Raw genomic sequence first — 16,106 nt, forward strand, 5'->3', positions numbered from 1 at the left:
GCCGCATGCTGGGGATCGCCCGGGGCGCGGGGCGCCCGTCGCTCTATCGCCGCGTCATCGCCCTCGTGGCCGCCGTCATGGCCGCGACGGGCCTCGCTCTCGGCATCCTGGCGGCCTCCTATGCCCGCTCGGCCGCCGACGACGCCTACGACCGCCTGCTGCTGGCCGCCGCGCTCCAGATCGCCGAGAGCGCCTACGTGGAGGACGGGCGCCTGCTCGTCGATCCGCCCTTCGCGGCCTTCGAGACCCTGGCGCTCGCCGCCGACGACCGGGTCTTCTACGCGGTGACGACCACCGGGCCGGACACGGGCACGGCCGCCGGGACGGCGCCCGGCGGCACCCTGCTCACCGGCTACGACGATCTCGCTGCCGCCCTGCCGCTCGCCGGCGCCGGCCCGGCGCCGACCTTCGGCGACGGGCGCTTCCGCGGCGGCGCCATCCGCCATGTCCGGGTCCGCCGCTACATCCCGGATGCCGCGGTGCCCGGCACCGTCGAGGTGGCGCTCGCCCAGACCACCGACGCGCGGGGCCGGCTCGCCCGCGACCTCACGGTCAAGGCTCTGGGCCTCCTCTGCGCGATGATGCTGCTCGGCTTCCTCGCGGCGCTGCTGGCCGTCCGGCTGGCGCTCGCCCCCCTCGCCCGGGTCGAGCGGGCGATGCGCGCGCGCGACCCCAAGGATCTCGCGCCGATCCCCGTCGAGGCCCCGCGCGAGATCGCCGCCCTGGTCGGGGCGATCGACGGCTTCACCGAGCGTCTCGCCCGGCACCTCGCCGCCTTGCAGCGCTTCGTCGCCGAGGCCAGCCACCAGATCCGGACACCGCTGACGGCGCTGACCGGGCAGATCGAGATGCTGGTCTGGTCCGCCGAGGATCCGTCGGCGCAGCGCGCCCGGCTCCTGCGCGTGCAGGCCCGCGCGGGCGAGCTGGCGCGCCTGACCAACCAGCTCCTCGACCACGCGATGGTGAGCCACCGGGTCGAGGCGGTGCGCTTCGAGGCCGTCGACCTCGTGCCGCTCGCCCGCGGCGTCCTCGTCGACGTGGCGGGCACGCTCGAGCGCGCGGTCGACCTCGCCTTCGACGGACCCGACGCCCCGGTCCGCGTCGCGGGCGACGCGGTCAGCCTGCGGGAGGTGGTGGTCAACCTCGTGAGCAACGCGCTGAAGCACGGCGCGCCGAGCCGGCTGGAGATCGCCGTGGGACGCGACGGGACGAGCGGGACGATCGCCGTGATGGATGACGGGCCGGGCATCCCGCCGGCCGACCGGGAGCGGGTGACGCGCCCCTTCGAGGGCGGCGGGAGCGCCAAGGGCGCGGGGCTCGGCCTCTCCATCGCCAGCGACGTGGTGCGCGCCCATGACGGGCGCCTCGCCTTCGCGACGCTTCCCGACGGGCGCTTCGCCGCGACGGTCGCGATCCCGCTGGCCGAGCCGGGGGCGGCGCCATGATCCGCGCGGGCCGCCTGCTCCTCGGTCTGGCTGCCCTGGCGGCGGCGTGGCCGGCACGCGCCGTCGAGACCACGCGCTTCCCGGCGCCGGGCACCGAGCGGGCGGTGATCGCCCTGCACGCGGCGACCGACCTCGCGGCGATGCGCCCCCTGATCCGCGACTTCCAGGCGAGCCGGCCCGACGTCGCGGTGGTCTATACCGAGTACGTCACCGCCGAGCTCTACGCCCGGATGCAGGCGGCCTGCGCCGGGGCCGGCGGGATCGACCTCGTGCTGTCCTCCTCGGTCGATCAGCTGGTGAAGCTCGTCAACGACGGCTGCGCGGCCAAGCTCGGGCTCGCCGAGACGAGCCCCCTGCCCCGCTGGACGCGCTGGCGGGACGAGCTGTTCGGCTTCACCTTCGAGCCGGCGGTGATCGTCTACAACGCCGACGCGGTGCCGCCCGAGGACATGCGCCGCAGCCGGGCCGGGTTGATCGAGCTCCTGCGCAGCCATCCCGAGCGCTATGCCGGCCGGGTCGGCAGCTACGACGTCACCACCTCCGGCATCGGCTACCTGTTCTCCGCCTACGACGCCCGCAACGGCGCGATCTTCGGGCGCCTGATCGAGGCGCTCGGGCGCGCCGACGTGTCGCTCAGCTGCTGCACCACCGACATCCTCGAACTCCTCGCCAGCGGTCGCCTCGTTATCGGCTACAACCTGCTCGGCTCCTACGCGGTGGCGGCGGTGCGGCGCGGGGCGCGGCTGCACGTCGTCGTCCCGCGCGACTACACCGTGGTGCTGAGCCGGGCGGTGTTCGTGCCCGCCGCCGCGCCGGAGCCCGCGGCGGCCCGCGCCTTCGTCCAGTACCTGCTGTCCGAGCGCGGCCAGCGCACGGCCCGGGCGGGCAGCTTCGCCTTCGGCTTCGACGGCGCGCCGGTGGCGGAGGCCGAGGGCGCGGCGCTCTCCCCGAACGCCGCCGCGGTCCGCCCGATCGAGATCGGCCCGGAACTCCTGGCGATCCAGGACCGGGCCAAGCGCGCCCGCCTCCTCGGCGAGTGGCGCGCCGCGATCGGGCCAGCAAAGGGCGCGCCGGCTGCGGGCCCGCCCGCCGCGGCCGCGCCGCCGGCGCGTTAGGCGACCGGAGGGCGAAACCCTCTCGGGTGCGTGGGCGTTAGCCGCAGGGCGGATCGGCCGCCCAAGCTTGGAGGGATCGGCGTGTTCAGGAAGCTGATGGTCATGCTGGCGCTCGGCTGCGGCCTCGTGGCCGCCGCGCCGCGCGGCGCCGCCGCGATGGTGCCCCCGATGGTGCCGGGACTCGCGGCCGCCGCCGATACGGGGCTCGTCGAGGTGCGCTACCGCCGGCACTGGCGCCGGCATCACCGGCATCACCGCCGCTGGCACCGCCACCGGCGGCACTGGCACCACCATCGCCGCCACCGCCATTACGGGCATTACCGGCGCCATTACGGCTATCACCGGGGCCATCGCGCGCATGTCCGCGCCCACCGCGCCGCGCCGCGCGGCTTCCACCGGCCCCTGCGCTTCAACCTCCATCGCGGCGCCGCCCGCTGGCACGACCCGATCCGCCCGGCCGCGAGCCGCTCGGGACCGGCCCACAGCCTGACGCCGCGCCTCGACTGAGGCCGGCGCCCGCGGCCAAATCCCGGCCGCAGGCCCCGCACCGTGACGGAATCGGAACGCCGCGCCCTCCCGGGGGCGCGGCGTTCCGCTGTGGGGCGCCGGTCCGGATCGGCGGCACGACGCGGCATCAGGCGGTTCGGCGCGGCATCGGCTGCTCGATGCGGCTTGGCCCCGGGACGATCCGCAATTGCCGGAGCCTCCCGCGAGATGTGCCGTGCCGGATCGCAGGAACAGGTGGGTGATTGACCCGGAATTAACCAAAACGCGGCTGAATGGGCCTCGTTCAAGGTTGATGTTTCCCTAAACAGACCATCGCAGATCATCGGTTCACGTCCGCGAATACGGGCGCGCCGATCCGCGATCGTCCGGGCGGGACACGCGTATCCGAGTAGCCCCGCATGTACGACGACGCGTATTCGCCCGGCCGCTTCGTCCGCCGCCGCCGCTCGCGGGGCCGCCTCCTCGGCCTGCTCGTCCCTCTCGTCCTGGCCGGCGTCGCCGTCGGCCGGCTGACCGGGCCGCAGCCCGTCCCCCCTGTCGCCCCCGCATTCACCCCCGCCCTCGCCCCGCCGGCCGCTCCGGCGCGCCCCGCCGCGCAGGTCGAGGCCCCCGCCGCGGCGGGCCGCTACGCCTGGCTGCTCGATCCCAACCCCGTGCTCGGCCCGCGCGCCGCCGCCCTCGCCACGAGCGCCCCGCTCGCGCCCGCCTTCCCGGTTCCGGCCGAGCCCCGGCTCGCCGAAGCCGCGCCCGCCGAGAGCCGGGTCGCCGCGATCCCGTTCAGCGCGCCGGTCCGCCTCGCCGAGCGCCGTCCGGCCGGGACGCGTTCCGTCCCCGCCGAGCGAGAGGTCGCGCAGGAGGTCGCCCGCGAGATCGCCCAGGCTCAGGCGGCCCCGCAATCCGGCCCCCAGACCGTGCCCCTGCCGGTGCCGCGTCCGGCCGATCTCGCCCTCCGGTCGCTGCCGACGCGGCTTGCCGAGCGCCCCGTGTCCCGCGCGCGCGCCGCCCAGGCGGCGACCCAGGCCGCCGAGGCCGACCGCTCCTTCTTCGACGCGGTGTTCGGCACCCGGCCCGAGACCGGCTCCGCCCTCGCCTACGCGTCGGTCGATCCCGGCGTGACGCCCGGCCGCCGCTCGGTCGTCCCGGGGCCCGATCTCGCCCCCGAGGCCGGCACCGCGATCTACGACATCAGCGCCCGCACGGTGACGCTGCCGAACGGCGAGCAGCTGGAGGCGCATTCGGGCCTCGGCGCCAGCATGGACGATCCCCGCTACGTCCATCTCTCCATGCGCGGCGCCACCCCGCCCGGCACCTACGACCTGCGCGAGCGCGAGGCCCTGTTCCACGGCGTGCGGGCGATCCGGCTCAATCCCGTGGGCGGTCCGTCCGCCATCCACGGCCGCGTCGGCCTGCTGGCCCACACCTACATGCTCGGCCCCAACGGCGCCTCGAACGGCTGCGTCTCCTTCAGGGACTATAACCGCTTCCTGCAGGCCTACCTGCGCGGCGACGTCCGCCGCCTCGTCGTCGTCGCAGGCGGCCGCGGCAGCGCCCTGCCGGCCATCGCCTCCCGGCTGTTCGGGCGGTAACCGGCCCCGAACCGCCTAGAGGCGCGGCAGCCGCAGCAGCCGCTCCGGGGCGAACGGAGCCAGGGGGATGGACGGGGCCGCGCCGGTGGCGAGCTCCGCCACCAGCTGCCCGGTGACCGGCCCCGTCGAGAGCCCGATATGGCCGTGGCCGAAGGCCAGGATCAGGCCGCGATGGCGCGGGGCGCGCCCGATCACCGGCAGCCCGTCCGGCGTCGAGGGGCGCGCGCCGAGCCAGGGCCGGTTGTCGAGGGCGCCGCCGAGCCGCAGCGTGCCCGCCGCCTCCCGCACCGCCGCCTCGATCTGGACGTGGTCGGGCGGGGCGGTGCGCGCGTTCAATTCCACCCCGGACAGGATCCGCACCCGGTGCGCGCCCATCGGCGCGATGATCGATCCGGCCCCCGTATCCAGCACCGGCCGGGTCAGGGCCGGGCTGTCGGGATGCAGGGCATGGTGCTGGTGGTAGCCGCGCTCGGCCGCGAAGGCGAAGCGGTAGCCGAGCGGGCGCAGGATCTCGCCCGAGGCCGCGCCCGCCGCGACCACGACCTGCCGCGCCCGGACCGTCCCCGCCGGATGGGTCAGGATCCAGCCCTCGTCGTCCGGCGCGAGGCCCCGGACGGCGCCGCCGAGCCTGCGCCCGCCGAGCCCGGCGAACAGCGCCTCGCAGGCCTCGATCAGGCGGCCGGGCTCCTCGACGGCGCCGGTCTCGGGCAGCAGCATGGCGCGGGCATAGGGGCGCACCAGCGCGGGCTCCAGGTCGCGGAGCGCGGGCCCGTCGAGGATCTCCGCCGCCACGCCGTGCTCGGCCAGGATCGCGCGCTCCAGGGCGGCGCCCGCGAAGGCGGCCTCCGTGCGGTACAGCTTGAGCCAGCCGGTGCGGCGCAGGAGCCGCTCGGTGCCGGCCTGCTCCGCGAGCCGCCGATGCGCCGGATAGGCGGCGCTCGTGAGGGGCAGCAGGGCCTCCGCTGCCCGGCGCCAGCGCGCGGTCCGCGCCGCCGCCAAGAAATGCAGCGTCCAGGGCAGGATGCGGGGCAGGTGGAGACGGCGCAGGCGCAGGGCCCGGTCGGCGTTGCGCAGGTAGGCCGGCAGCTTCGGCCACAGCGCCGGGCTCGCCATCGGGAAGATCGAGCCGCGGCTGATCACGCCCGCATTGCCGAACGAGGTTCGGGCACGGGCCTCGCCGGGATCGATCAGCAGGACGTCGCATCCCCGCTCGCGGAGCGCGATCGCCGAGGCGAGCCCGACCATGCCGCCGCCGATCACCACGATCTCGGCCCTCTGCTCGGCCCCTTGATCGGCCATGCGGTTTCCCCGGTCTGCCTGTCCGGGTCCCTGCATAGACCCCTCGGCACGGACCGCCATCCCGTGATGACGGATGGGCAGGGCGCATCCACCGCATCGCGGGCTCGGAACGGGTCAGGGCGGCCCGCTCTTAGAAGGCTGTCCGCCGAGACGGCGCCCGGTTCGGCGGGAGGGAGCGCGGCGCGACAGGAGATCCGGAGCCGTTCCGTGTCGCGACCCGGACCGGCTCCGCTCGCATCGAGGATCGGAGGCGGTGGCGATGGGCGGCCCAATCGTTCTCGCGGGTGCGACGGGCACCCTCGGCCTGCGCGTGGCGCGGGCCCTTCGCGAGCGGGGCGCGGCGGTGCGCGCCCTGGTCCGGCCCGGCACCGTCCCCGGGCGGCTCGAGCCCCTGCAGAGGGCGGGCGTCGCGGTGGTCGCGGCCGACCTCGGCGATGCGCGGGCGCTCGCTTCGGCCTGCGCGGGCGCGGGCTGCGTCGTCTCGACCCTGAACGGGCTGGAGGCGACGATCCTCGGCAGCCAGACGGCCCTCCTCGACGCTGCGGTCGCCGCCGGGGTGCCGCGCTTCATCCCGTCCGATTTCGCCCTCGACTTCACCCGGACCGAGCCCGGCCGCAACCGCAACCTCGACCTGCGTCGCGCCTTCCACGCCCGCCTCGACGCCGCGCCGATCCGGGCCACCTCGATCCTCAACGGCGCCTTCATGGACATGCTGACGGGCCAGATGCCGCTGATCCAGTTCTCCTGGCGGCGGGTGCTCTACTGGGGAGACCCGGACCAGCCCCTCGACTTCACCACGATGGACGACACCGCGGCTTTCACCGCCGCGGCGGCGCTCGACCCCGAGACGCCCCGGATCCTGCGCATCGCCGGCGCCGTCAGCAGCCCGCGCCGCCTCGCGGCGGATGCGGGCGCGGTGACCGGCACCCCGTTCCGGACCTTGCGGGTCGGCGGCACGGCCATGCTCGGGCCGATGATCGCGGCGGCCCGCCTCCTCGCGCCGGGGCGGGGCGCCGTGTTTCCCGCCTGGCAGGGCATGCAATACCTGCGCGACATGTTCGAGGGGCGCGGCCGCCTCGTCCCGCTCGACACCGCGCGCTACTCCGATCTGCACTGGACCGGGGTGCAGGCGGTGCTGGCGGGACGTTGAGGTCTTCGGAAGCGACGCTCCCGCTAGCGCCGGCGAATCACGCCGACGCGCGACGTCGACCCCAACCAATCTGAACGAGTTTCTGCAGTCTCAGACTATCCCGGCACCATGGCTGGGCGAGGCTGTCCGGGTCCGCCATGCGTCGTCGCCGGCCGGACGCGAACTAGAGCGCTGGGATGTGATTTCCGGAAAAACCATCTCCGATCGGAGACCGAGATGGTGGAGACGACAGGGATCGAACCTGTGACCTTTCCCATGTCAAGGGAATGCACTACCGCTGTGCTACGTCTCCGTTCCGACCGGCCCAGGCCGTCAAGCCCGAAACCGCCGAAATAGTCAATCCGGATCGGCGACTGAACGGAACTCGCCGCTACCCCGTCGAGGTAGCGCTCGTCCGCTGAGCGACGCGCCCGGCCCGGAGCGCCTCGGCTCCGGTGTGGCGCGGCTATAGCCGCTGTCGGGCGGGCGTGCAAGCGGGTCCCGCGCGCGGTCGATCCGGGTCCGCGCGGATCACGGTTCCGCGCCCTCGCAGGCCGCCAGTTCGGCGGCGTAGCGCGCCTCGGTGTAGGCGATCACGTCGAAGCGGTCGTCCGGCACCTGCGCCATGAAGCGCTCCGCGATCTCGGTCAGCACGATGTCGGGCCGCGCGCGGGCGATGTAGCCGTAATCGAGCGCCGTGCTCCAGACGAAGTGGACCTCCCGGAACGTCTCCGCGAGCAGGATCGTCAGCATGGTCGGCTCGTAGCTCGCGAAGGAATCGCCGAAGAGGACGACGCGGCGGCGGTCCCGGGCGTGCGCGTTCTCGTAGATCACGTGGGCGCCCCGGTGCAGCGGGGTCTTCAGCCGCCCGGCCTCCAGAAGCGCGACGGCCGGGTTCGCGTAGCGGCGCACCGCGTGGCGCTGGCGCTCGTGGACCGCGATGGTCTCGCCGCGCGGCGGATCGAAATGCGCGCCGATGTCGCCGATGAACGCGTCCTGCCGGGCGGGCCGGGTGGCGAGGTCCGCGCACGGAGCGGCTCTGAGCGCGCGGCAGATCTCCAGGTAGGCGAGATGACAGCCCGCGAAGGACCAGTGGCTGTCGGTGCGGTAGTAGAGCTCCCGCGCGAAGCGGGCCGCGCGCATCGGCGCGACGAGGTCGATGCAGGTTCGGCGCAGGCGCAGGATGTCGCCGAGGCCGCGCACGCGGTGCCAGCGCCGCGGGCGCCGCAGCAGGCCCCGGGTCAGCCGGCGGGCGGGCGACAGGCGCTGGTCCACCGTGATGCCGTCGAGATGGCAATCGTAGATCGTGAGCTTCTCCGGCGCCACCACGTGCCGGTAGGTGATGCCGAGGGCCGCGAGGCGTTGCCGCCGCGCGAGGATCACGCCGCGCCAGGTCTCGATCTGGTAGGTGATGTAGAACGCCTTGCTGAACTGGTTGATGACGTTGTTGCTGCCGGAGATCACGAACAGCCACCCGTCCCGCCCGGCGTGGAAATGCTCGCTCGGATCATCCGCCATGGGACCATCCCGGCAGGGTCGCAGTGGCGCGTTCGCGGGCCGGCGGCGCGCGCATCACAGCCGCCGGTAGAGGGCCGCGCGGCCGTAGGTGCCGAAGAACGCGAAGGCGCTGGCGTCGAGGTCGTGCGCGGCGGCCCGGCAGACCCCGGACCCGGTCTCGTCGCCGTCGTCGGGCTCGGCGCCCGAGCCGGTCGGCGCATCGAGATAGGTCCGGAACAGCAGGAAGCCGCCCGGGTCGATCACGTCCGGCAGCATGCGGCAGAGGGGCGCCAGCGTCGCGTAGGCCCGCGCATGGTCCACGAGGCAGAAATCGAAGCTGCGGCCGAGCTCGATCAGGGTGATGGTGGCCAGCACCGCGTCCTGGGGCAGGAACCGGACGGTCTCGACGAGGCCGAGGCGCGCCAGCGCCGTCCGGGCCTGGGCCTGCGCCTCCAGGCTCCGGTCGGCGGTGAAGACGCGCGGATGCCTCGGGCGCCGCGTGAGCCAGGCCGGCACCCGGCGGGCCGGCCGCGCCCGGATCGCGGCGGCGATCAGCGCCGTGGCGCACCCCGCCCCGGTCCCGAATTCGAGGCTGTCGCCGCGGCCATGGTAGGCCATCTCGAAGATCTTGGCGCGCTCGGCCGCGTCCGCGCCGCCCGGGTCGATCCGCGCTGCGAGCGCAAGCGCGGCGGCGCTGCGGCGCTCGCGCTCGGCCCGGGCCTCCGCGTCGGCGAGCCGGAACGTCGGGCGGTAGGGGAAGCGCGGGCGGGCGCGGTCGTCGCACCGGACGAAGCTCTCCGGGTGGCGCTCGAGTTCGGTCCGGATCGCCAAGCCTCGAATCATCCCCTCTGCCGCCCACGCCGATCGCCGCCCCGGGGCGCGCGGTCCCCGCCCCGGCCCTCCAGCCGGTAGCCGGGCCGTCCGGCCCGATCAAGCGGCGGCGCATTCCCGCGCCGGCGGGGCGGGGCTGCCGGGCTCGGCGCGACGCTGTACCGGCGCGCAAAATACGCTATGGCCCCGTCTGACCGGAATCCGCCCTGCCCGCGCGCCTCCCCGTGCGCGTGCCGCCGGCATGGCTGCCGCAGCGACGAGAGATGCGTTTCTTCATCGGTTTCGACAACGGCGACCTCATCCGGGGGTGGATCGTGCCCGACAACCCGCTGGCGGTGAGCCGGGCCGTGGTCGCCGTGGACGGGCGGCGCGTGGCCGAGGTCGAGGCGAGCGTGGTCGAGCCCGTGTTCAAGGAGAACGGCTGGCACTCCACCGGCCAGTGCACCTTCCTGATCGGCGAGGCCGAGGTCCCGGGCCTGTCCGGCCTGCCGCGGCTCGAGATCTACGACGCCGACACCAACGTGCTGGTCTACCGGCGCGCGCCGCGCGAGGCGCTGGTGCAGGAGCGGATGCTCCTGATCAACACCAGCATCCACCCGGAGATCGCCCTGCAGACGGCCCTGTTCGGGCATTTCCAGCAATGCCATTTCGGGCTGGAGCGCCTCTCCGACGAGATGCTGTCCAGCGCCCTCGGCTGCCGCACCGTGCCCTCGGCGCTGATGGCGGGCGCGATCGTGGTGCCCCGCTACGAGGGATTCTTCACCCCCGACCTGATGCTCTCGACGATCCTGCTGCACGATCCCCATGTCGAGATGGCGGCGCGGATGCTCTGGCTGAAGGCGCGGGGCGAATCCCTCGGAGCAGAATCCGAATCCGGCCGCGCCTGGCGCCTGGGACGCCATCTCGAGGCCGCCCGCTTCTGCGCGGACTACGACTACACCGACCTGCGCAGCCTCAAGCGCTTCTTCCGGATGCTGCCGGAGCCGGCCTACCACATGCTCTACAACCCCCTGACGCGCCAGCTCGGCACCCGGATGCCGGACGACCGGGTGCATCCGGGCAATTCGATCGTGGCCATCGAGATCCTGGCCCGCATCGGCATCGTCGGCCACCGGGACTATTACGAGGCCTTCGTCTCCACCTTGTTCGACAGGCTCGGCCTCGACGCGGCCCCGCCGGTGCCCGCCCCGATCCCCGACGAGACCCTGGCGCTGGCCGAGCGGCTGCGCAGCGTGCGCGCGGTGGACGACATGCTGATCTTCGACGTCGCCATGTCGGATGCGGTCACCGCCTCCCTGGCCAAGGGCTGGGCGCGCTAGCGTGGCGGCCGAGGCGGTCCTGGTGGAGGGCCTGCGCGCCCGCCCGCTGCCGCTCCGGCACGGGCCGGACGGGATCGGCCTCGATCTCGCGGCGGCGGAGTTCGGCGGCGCCTGGGTCACCATCACGCTCACGGACGATCCGGGCGCCGCGCGCAACGCCCGGCTGCTGATGAGCCTTTTGGCCGGCGCGCCCGCCAAGCCCGGGCCGCCGCTCGCCGAGGAGGCGCTCGGGGGCGGCGTCTTCGCCTGGACCGGGCGCCTGCCGGAGGATGTGGCGGCCCTGCGGATCACGGGCCTCGTGCCCGGCCGCCCGCTCTCGCTCAGCCGGATCGAGATCCGCCGGCGCGGACGCCCCGCCCTCGTCGCCCGGGCGGCGCTGCGCGACCCCGGCCTGACCCTGCGCGCCGTCTGGTGGCGCGGCCTCGGCAAGCGGGTGCGCGGGCGCGCCTTCCTCGACCGGGCCCTGCGCCATCGCCGCGAGAGCGGATACGCGGCCTGGATCCGCCGCTCGGCATCCTTGAGCCGGGCCGACCGCGCCCGGATCCGGGCCGAGGTCGCCGCCTGGGCCGGTCCGCCCCTGATCTCGGTGCTGATGCCGGTCCACGATCCGGCGCCGCGGGTGCTGCGGGCGGCGATCCGCTCGGTCCAGGCGCAGCTCTACCCGCACTGGGAGCTCTGCCTGTGCGACGACGCCTCGCGCGATCCCGCCGTGATCGGCCTCATCGACCGGATGGCGGCGCGGGATGCCCGCATCCGGGTGGTGCGCCGCCCCGAGAACGGGCACATCGCCCGGGCGACGAACGATGCGCTGGCGCTGGCGCGCGGCCCCTACGCCGCCTTCCTCGACCACGACGACCTGCTCGCCGAGAACGCCCTCTACGAGGTCGCCTGCGCGGTCCGGGGCGATCCCGACCTCGTGCTGATCTACAGCGACGAGGACAAGGTCGATGCGGCCGGGCGCCGCTTCGAGCCGCATTTCAAGGCGGATTTCGACCGCGAGCTGCTCTACGGCCAGAACTACATCAACCACCTCACCGTGCTCCGCACCGAGGCGGTGCGGGCTGCGGGGGGCTTGCGTCCCGGCTTCGAGGGCAGCCAGGATCACGACCTCCTGCTGCGCCTGACCGAGGGGCTCGACCCCGCCCGGATCCGGCACATCCCGCTCGTGCTCTACCATTGGCGCGCGGCGGGCGGCTCCGGCACCTTCTCAGACCGGGCGCTCGCCCGGGCCGAGGCGGCCCGGCTGCGGGCGGCCCAGGAGGTGGCGGCGCGCCAGGGCGCCCGGGCCGAGCGGGGCCCGCTGGGCTTCAACCGCGTGGTCCGGCCGCTGCCCGCGCCGCCGCCGCGGGTCTCGGTGATCATCCCGACGCGCGACCGGGCCGAGCTGCTGCGCGTCACCCTCGACGGGCTGTTTCGCGCGACCGACTACCCCGACCTCGAGGTCGTCGTCGTCGACAACGACAGCCGCGAGCCCGAGACCGCGGCGCTGTTCGCCGCCTACCGGGACGATCTCCGCCTGCACGTGCTGCCGGCCCCGGGACCGTTCAACTTCTCGGACCTGTCGAACCGCGGCGCCGCCGCCGCGAGCGGGGCGGTGCTGCTGTTCCTCAACAACGACGTCGAGGTGATCGAGCCGGGCTGGCTCGCCGAGCTCGTCGCGCAGGCGATCCGGCCCGGGATCGGCGCGGTCGGCGCCAAGCTGCTCTATCCCGACGGCACGGTGCAGCATGGCGGCGTGGTGCTGGGCATCGGCGGCGTCGCCGGCCACAGCCATCTCGGGCTGCCGGACGCCGATCCGGGCTATTTCGCCCGCCTCCAGCTCGTCCAGGAGGTCTCGGCGGTGACGGGCGCCTGCCTCGCCATGCGGGCCGCGATCTTCGCCGAGCTCGGCGGCTTCGACGCGGAGCGCCTCAAGGTCGCCTTCAACGACATCGATCTCTGCCTGCGGATCCGTGCCGCCGGCTACCGCATCCTGTGGACGCCCTTCGCCCGGCTGACGCACCACGAATCGAAGAGCCGGGGACCGGAGGACACGCCGGAAAAGCGGGCCCGCTTCCAGGCCGAGACCGCGGTGATGCAGGAGCGCTGGGGAGCGCAGCTGCGCGCCGACCCCTACTACAACATCAATCTCTCGCGGATCTCGGCGCATTACCGGCTCTAGGTGCGGACGGATCGGCCGGGGTCGATCCATCCTGGCAAGCCGGGCCGTGCGCCGCCCGAAGAGGTCCTCGCTCCGGAGCCCGATCAGTTCAGCTGCGACGAGATGCTGTTGAACTTGGCATCGAGCTGGGTGCCGATGATCTTCAGGGTACCGATGATGACGACGGCGATCAGGGCGGCGATCATGCCGTACTCGATCGCGGTCGCCCCGCCCTCGTCCTTCGTGAACCGCGCTAGCAGCGTCATGGCGTCGTCTCTCGCTTCGGCGGACGGTGCCAGACCGCCGTCCTCGGTCTGGGTATCCTGTCCGGCAGAGATTAATGTCTTATGTCGAAAATCACGGACTCGTGAGAATGCTCCTTGAAGCTGTGAATTGCATCTTGAGGTAGTTTTCCTGCACGCATACGCTCAGGCGGCGAGGGTCGCGACGGCGCTGGGCTGTATCTCGTCCTAGGCCGGCGCGGCGGCCGATCAGCGCCGGGCGGAGAGGCGCGAGGCGGCGAGCACCGCGAGGGTGACCGCGCCGACGAGCAGGGTCGAGGCCGCGTTGATCTCCGGGTTCACCCCGAGGCGGACCTGGCTGTAGAGCCGCATCGGCAGGGTGGTGGCGCCGGGCCCCGAGACGAAGCTCGCGATCACGAGATCGTCGAGGGAGAGGGTGAAGGCGAGCAGGAAGCCGGCGGCGAGCGCGGGCAGGAGCAGCGGCAGGGTGATCGTGGAGAACACCCGCAGCGGGCCGGCGCCGAGATCGGCGGCGGCCTCCTCCAGCGTCCGGTCGAGGCCGCGCAGGCGCGCACCGACCACCACGGCGACGAAGCCGGTGCAGAAGGTGGCGTGCGCGATCACGATGGTCGCGAGCCCGCGCTCCAGCCCGATCCCGACGAAGAGCAGCAGCAGCGACAGGCCGATGATCACCTCCGGCATCACCATCGGGGCGAAGACGAGACCGACGAGGAGCCTCCGCGTGCGGAAGCGGCCGTGCCGCTCCAGCGCCAGCGCCGCCAGGGTGCCGAGCAGCGTGGCGATCAGGGCCGCGAGCAGGGCCACCCGCAGGGAGACCCAGGCGGCGGACAGGAGCGGCTCGTCGGCCAGCAAGGCCGCGTACCAGCGGGTCGAGAACCCGCCCCAGACCGTGACGAGACTCGACGCGTTGAACGAGTAGGCGGCGAGCACGAGGATCGGCGCGTACAGGAAGGCGAGCCCGAGCGCGAGCACGGTGCGGGTGAACGGGCTCACCGGGCGGCCTCCGCCGTCCGCCCGGCATCGCGGAACAGGATCACCGGGCCGATCACGAGGGCGAGGAGCAGCACGGCCACCGCCGAGGCGAGCGGCCAGTCGCGGTTCGAGAAGAACTCGCTCCAGAGCACGCGACCCAGCATCAGGGTGTCGGAGCCGCCGAGGAGGTCCGGGATGATGAACTCCCCGACCATCGGGATGAAGCAGAGCAGCGCGCCCGCCGCGATCCCGGGGGCGGCGAGCGGCAGCGTCACGGTCCGGAACACCCGGGCCGGGCCGGCCCCGAGATCGGCCGCGGCCTCCCGCAGGGCCGGGTCGATCCGGGCCATCACCGCGTAGAGCGGCAGGACCATGAAGGGCAGGTAGGCGTAGACGAGCCCGATCATCACGGCGGCGGGCGTGTTCAGGATCTCCAGCGGCGCCGTGATCAGCCCGAGGCGGAGCAGCCCGGCATTGAGCAGGCCCTCGGGCTTGAGGATCGCGATCCAGGCGTAGACCCGGATGAGGAAGCTCGTCCAGAACGGCACCACCACCAGGGCCACGAGCAGGGGCTGCCAGCGGGCCGAGGCGCGAGAGAGCGCGTAGGCGAGCGGCGTGCCGAGGAGCACGAGGAGGGCGCTCGCCGCCGCCGCGTAGGCGAGCGAGCTCAGGGCCGCGTCGCGGTAGAGCGCGTCGCCGGCGAGCATCGCGTAGTTCTCGAAGTCGAGGGCCTCGAGGAAGGACGACCAGCCCTCCAGCCCGCCCTGCCAGTCCAGCACCGGCAGGTAGGGCGGCATCGCGGTGGCGGCGTCGGAGAGGCTGATCTTCAGGGTGATCAGGAACGGGACGAGGAAGAAGGCGCCGAGCCACAGGAGCGGGGGCAGGCGCGCAGCCCGTGCCCGCCAGGCGCCGCGCGGCGTCGGGTCCGGCGCGCTCATGCGGGCAGGATCGTGGCCGCCTCGGCCGGGACGCCGAGGCCCGCCAGCGCGCCGACCGGGTGCGTCTCGCCGGCCTCCGGCGGCCCGCTGGCGCGGACGAGCGTGCCGTCCGCCATGCGCAGGGTGCGACGGACGCGGTCGCCGAGGAAGAGCCGCTCGGTGACGGTGCCCTGCGGCCCGTCCGCGCCGAGCCCGACCCGCTCCGGGCGCAGGGCCACCACCACGGCGTCGCCCGGGCCGAGCGCGGCGTCGGGCGCGCGGGCCAGCAGCGGCCCGAAGCCCGTCTCGACAAGGCGCGCGGGCCCCGCCGCCTCGGGCCCGAGCCGGCCTGGGATCAGGTTCACGTCGCCGAGGAGCCCCGCCACGTAGCGGCTCGCCGGACGCTCGTAGAGGCGCTCCGGCGGACCGAGCTGCACGAGGCGCCCGCGATCCATCACGCCGATCCGGTCGGCGAGGCGCATCGCCTCGGCGGGATCGTGCGTGACCACCACGAAGCTGGTGCCGAGCCGGCGCTGCAGCGCGCGCAGCTCGGTCTGCGTCTCCTCGCGCAGGGTGCGGTCGAGGGCGGTGAGCGGCTCGTCGAGGAGCAGCACCCTGGGCGAGCGGGCGAGCGCGCGGGCGAGGGCCACGCGCTGGCGCTGGCCGCCCGACAGCGTGTCCGGGCGCCGGTCCCCGAACCCGTCGAGGCGCACGAGGCGGAGCAGGCTCTCGACGCGCTCGGCGCGCGCGGGCCCGCGCTCCGACAGGCCGTAGGCGACGTTGGCCGCCACGCTCATGTGCGGGAACAGGGCGTAGGACTGGAACATCATGTTCACCGGCCGCCGATGCGGCGGCAGCGCGGCGAGATCCTGCTCGCCCAGCCGGATCGTCCCCGTATCCGGCCGCTCGAACCCGGCGATCAGGCGCAGCAGGGTGCTCTTGCCGCAGCCCGAGGGGCCGAGGAGGCAGAGCATCTCGCGCGCGCCGAGCGCGAGGTCCACGCCGTCGACGGCGCTCGCGCCGCCGAACCGCTTGGTGATCCCCGCGAGGCGCAGGAGCGGCGCGGGCTCCGGGCCGTCAGCCACG

Annotated in this window: 14 protein-coding genes and 1 tRNA gene; 7 read left to right on the plus strand and 8 right to left on the minus strand. The window is 74.3% G+C overall.

Annotated elements, in window-relative coordinates; genetic code table 11:
• Nucleotides 1–5 precede the first annotated feature (5 nt).
• From ACS5RC_RS09050 to ACS5RC_RS09065, 4 genes are all read left to right on the plus strand, one after another.
• A complete protein-coding gene (locus ACS5RC_RS09050) occupies nt 6–1,445 on the plus strand; it encodes a sensor histidine kinase (RefSeq protein ID WP_478343525.1) in 1,440 nt (479 codons plus the stop codon).
• Nucleotides 1,442–2,560, plus strand: coding sequence for an ABC transporter substrate-binding protein (locus ACS5RC_RS09055; protein ID WP_478343526.1), 1,119 nt, complete (start codon nt 1,442–1,444; stop codon nt 2,558–2,560). Before ACS5RC_RS09050 ends, ACS5RC_RS09055 begins: the two co-directional genes overlap by 4 nt.
• 81 nt (nt 2,561–2,641) lie before the next feature.
• A complete protein-coding gene (locus tag ACS5RC_RS09060; RefSeq protein ID WP_478343527.1) occupies nt 2,642–3,067 on the plus strand; it encodes a hypothetical protein in 426 nt (141 codons plus the stop codon).
• A gap of 398 nt (nt 3,068–3,465) precedes the next feature.
• Nucleotides 3,466–4,653: a DUF2778 domain-containing protein gene (locus tag ACS5RC_RS09065; RefSeq protein WP_478343528.1), complete on the plus strand. Its 1,188-nt coding sequence runs from the start codon at nt 3,466–3,468 to the stop codon at nt 4,651–4,653.
• Nucleotides 4,654–4,668: 15 nt separating this feature from the next.
• On the opposite strand, the gene ACS5RC_RS09070 is transcribed toward ACS5RC_RS09065, so the two are convergent.
• Nucleotides 4,669–5,952 (minus strand): NAD(P)/FAD-dependent oxidoreductase, encoded by a 1,284-nt coding sequence (locus ACS5RC_RS09070; RefSeq protein ID WP_478343529.1) that lies wholly within the window; start codon nt 5,950–5,952, stop codon nt 4,669–4,671.
• A gap of 259 nt (nt 5,953–6,211) precedes the next feature.
• Between ACS5RC_RS09070 and ACS5RC_RS09075 the strand changes: the two genes are divergently transcribed.
• The gene (locus ACS5RC_RS09075; RefSeq protein WP_478343530.1) at nt 6,212–7,102 is read left to right on the plus strand and encodes an NmrA family NAD(P)-binding protein; all 891 of its coding nucleotides are present in this window, start codon (nt 6,212–6,214) and stop codon (nt 7,100–7,102) included.
• Nucleotides 7,103–7,319: 217 nt separating this feature from the next.
• On the opposite strand, the gene ACS5RC_RS09080 is transcribed toward ACS5RC_RS09075, so the two are convergent.
• The 3 genes from ACS5RC_RS09080 to ACS5RC_RS09090 all read right to left on the minus strand — a co-directional run bounded on the left by ACS5RC_RS09080 (nt 7,320) and on the right by ACS5RC_RS09090 (nt 9,409).
• Nucleotides 7,320–7,394 (minus strand) — tRNA-Val (locus ACS5RC_RS09080).
• A 218-nt stretch (nt 7,395–7,612) separates the two neighbouring features.
• Complete coding sequence (locus tag ACS5RC_RS09085; protein WP_478343531.1) at nt 7,613–8,599, minus strand: alginate O-acetyltransferase AlgX-related protein; 987 nt, start codon at nt 8,597–8,599, stop codon at nt 7,613–7,615.
• A gap of 54 nt (nt 8,600–8,653) precedes the next feature.
• On the minus strand, nt 8,654–9,409 hold the full coding sequence (locus ACS5RC_RS09090; RefSeq protein ID WP_478343532.1) for a class I SAM-dependent methyltransferase: 756 nt from the start codon (nt 9,407–9,409) through the stop codon (nt 8,654–8,656).
• A 263-nt stretch (nt 9,410–9,672) separates the two neighbouring features.
• Between ACS5RC_RS09090 and ACS5RC_RS09095 the strand changes: the two genes are divergently transcribed.
• Both ACS5RC_RS09095 and ACS5RC_RS09100 read left to right on the plus strand, forming a co-directional pair.
• On the plus strand, nt 9,673–10,728 hold the full coding sequence (locus tag ACS5RC_RS09095; protein ID WP_478343533.1) for a hypothetical protein: 1,056 nt from the start codon (nt 9,673–9,675) through the stop codon (nt 10,726–10,728).
• A gap of 1 nt (nt 10,729) precedes the next feature.
• Nucleotides 10,730–12,889 carry a glycosyltransferase family 2 protein gene (locus ACS5RC_RS09100; RefSeq protein WP_478343534.1) on the plus strand — a complete coding sequence of 720 codons (2,160 nt, stop codon included), beginning with the start codon at nt 10,730–10,732 and terminating at the stop codon, nt 12,887–12,889.
• 83 nt (nt 12,890–12,972) lie between these two features.
• Here the strand turns inward: ACS5RC_RS09100 and ACS5RC_RS09105 are convergent, their stop codons facing one another.
• From ACS5RC_RS09105 to ACS5RC_RS09120, 4 genes are all read right to left on the minus strand, one after another.
• Nucleotides 12,973–13,134, minus strand: a complete 162-nt coding sequence (locus tag ACS5RC_RS09105) for a Flp family type IVb pilin (RefSeq protein WP_478343535.1) — start codon at nt 13,132–13,134, stop codon at nt 12,973–12,975.
• Between the two features lie 225 nt (nt 13,135–13,359).
• On the minus strand, nt 13,360–14,124 hold the full coding sequence (locus ACS5RC_RS09110) for an ABC transporter permease subunit (RefSeq protein ID WP_478343536.1): 765 nt from the start codon (nt 14,122–14,124) through the stop codon (nt 13,360–13,362).
• The gene (locus tag ACS5RC_RS09115) at nt 14,121–15,041 is read right to left on the minus strand and encodes an ABC transporter permease (protein ID WP_478343537.1); all 921 of its coding nucleotides are present in this window, start codon (nt 15,039–15,041) and stop codon (nt 14,121–14,123) included. The genes ACS5RC_RS09110 and ACS5RC_RS09115 overlap by 4 nt, the downstream gene beginning before the upstream one ends.
• On the minus strand, nt 15,038–16,105 hold the full coding sequence (locus tag ACS5RC_RS09120) for an ABC transporter ATP-binding protein (protein WP_478343538.1): 1,068 nt from the start codon (nt 16,103–16,105) through the stop codon (nt 15,038–15,040). The genes ACS5RC_RS09115 and ACS5RC_RS09120 overlap by 4 nt, the downstream gene beginning before the upstream one ends.
• Nucleotide 16,106 lies beyond the last annotated feature (1 nt).

The sequence above is a fragment of the Methylobacterium sp. HJ2 genome (assembly GCF_056431005.1).

Bases quoted from the DNA above. Each gene is read 5' to 3' on its own strand.
- ACS5RC_RS09075 (WP_478343530.1), top strand. From the start codon at position 6,212: ATGGGCGGCCCAATCGTTCTCGCGGGTGCGACGGGCACCCTCGGCCTG.
- ACS5RC_RS09105 (WP_478343535.1), bottom strand. From the start codon at position 13,134: ATGACGCTGCTAGCGCGGTTCACGAAGGACGAGGGCGGGGCGACCGCG.
- ACS5RC_RS09065 (WP_478343528.1), top strand. From the start codon at position 3,466: ATGTACGACGACGCGTATTCGCCCGGCCGCTTCGTCCGCCGCCGCCGC.
- ACS5RC_RS09050 (WP_478343525.1), top strand. From the start codon at position 6: ATGCTGGGGATCGCCCGGGGCGCGGGGCGCCCGTCGCTCTATCGCCGC.
- ACS5RC_RS09115 (WP_478343537.1), bottom strand. From the start codon at position 15,041: ATGAGCGCGCCGGACCCGACGCCGCGCGGCGCCTGGCGGGCACGGGCT.
- ACS5RC_RS09095 (WP_478343533.1), top strand. From the start codon at position 9,673: ATGCGTTTCTTCATCGGTTTCGACAACGGCGACCTCATCCGGGGGTGG.
- ACS5RC_RS09070 (WP_478343529.1), bottom strand. From the start codon at position 5,952: ATGGCCGATCAAGGGGCCGAGCAGAGGGCCGAGATCGTGGTGATCGGC.
- ACS5RC_RS09055 (WP_478343526.1), top strand. From the start codon at position 1,442: ATGATCCGCGCGGGCCGCCTGCTCCTCGGTCTGGCTGCCCTGGCGGCG.
- ACS5RC_RS09085 (WP_478343531.1), bottom strand. From the start codon at position 8,599: ATGGCGGATGATCCGAGCGAGCATTTCCACGCCGGGCGGGACGGGTGG.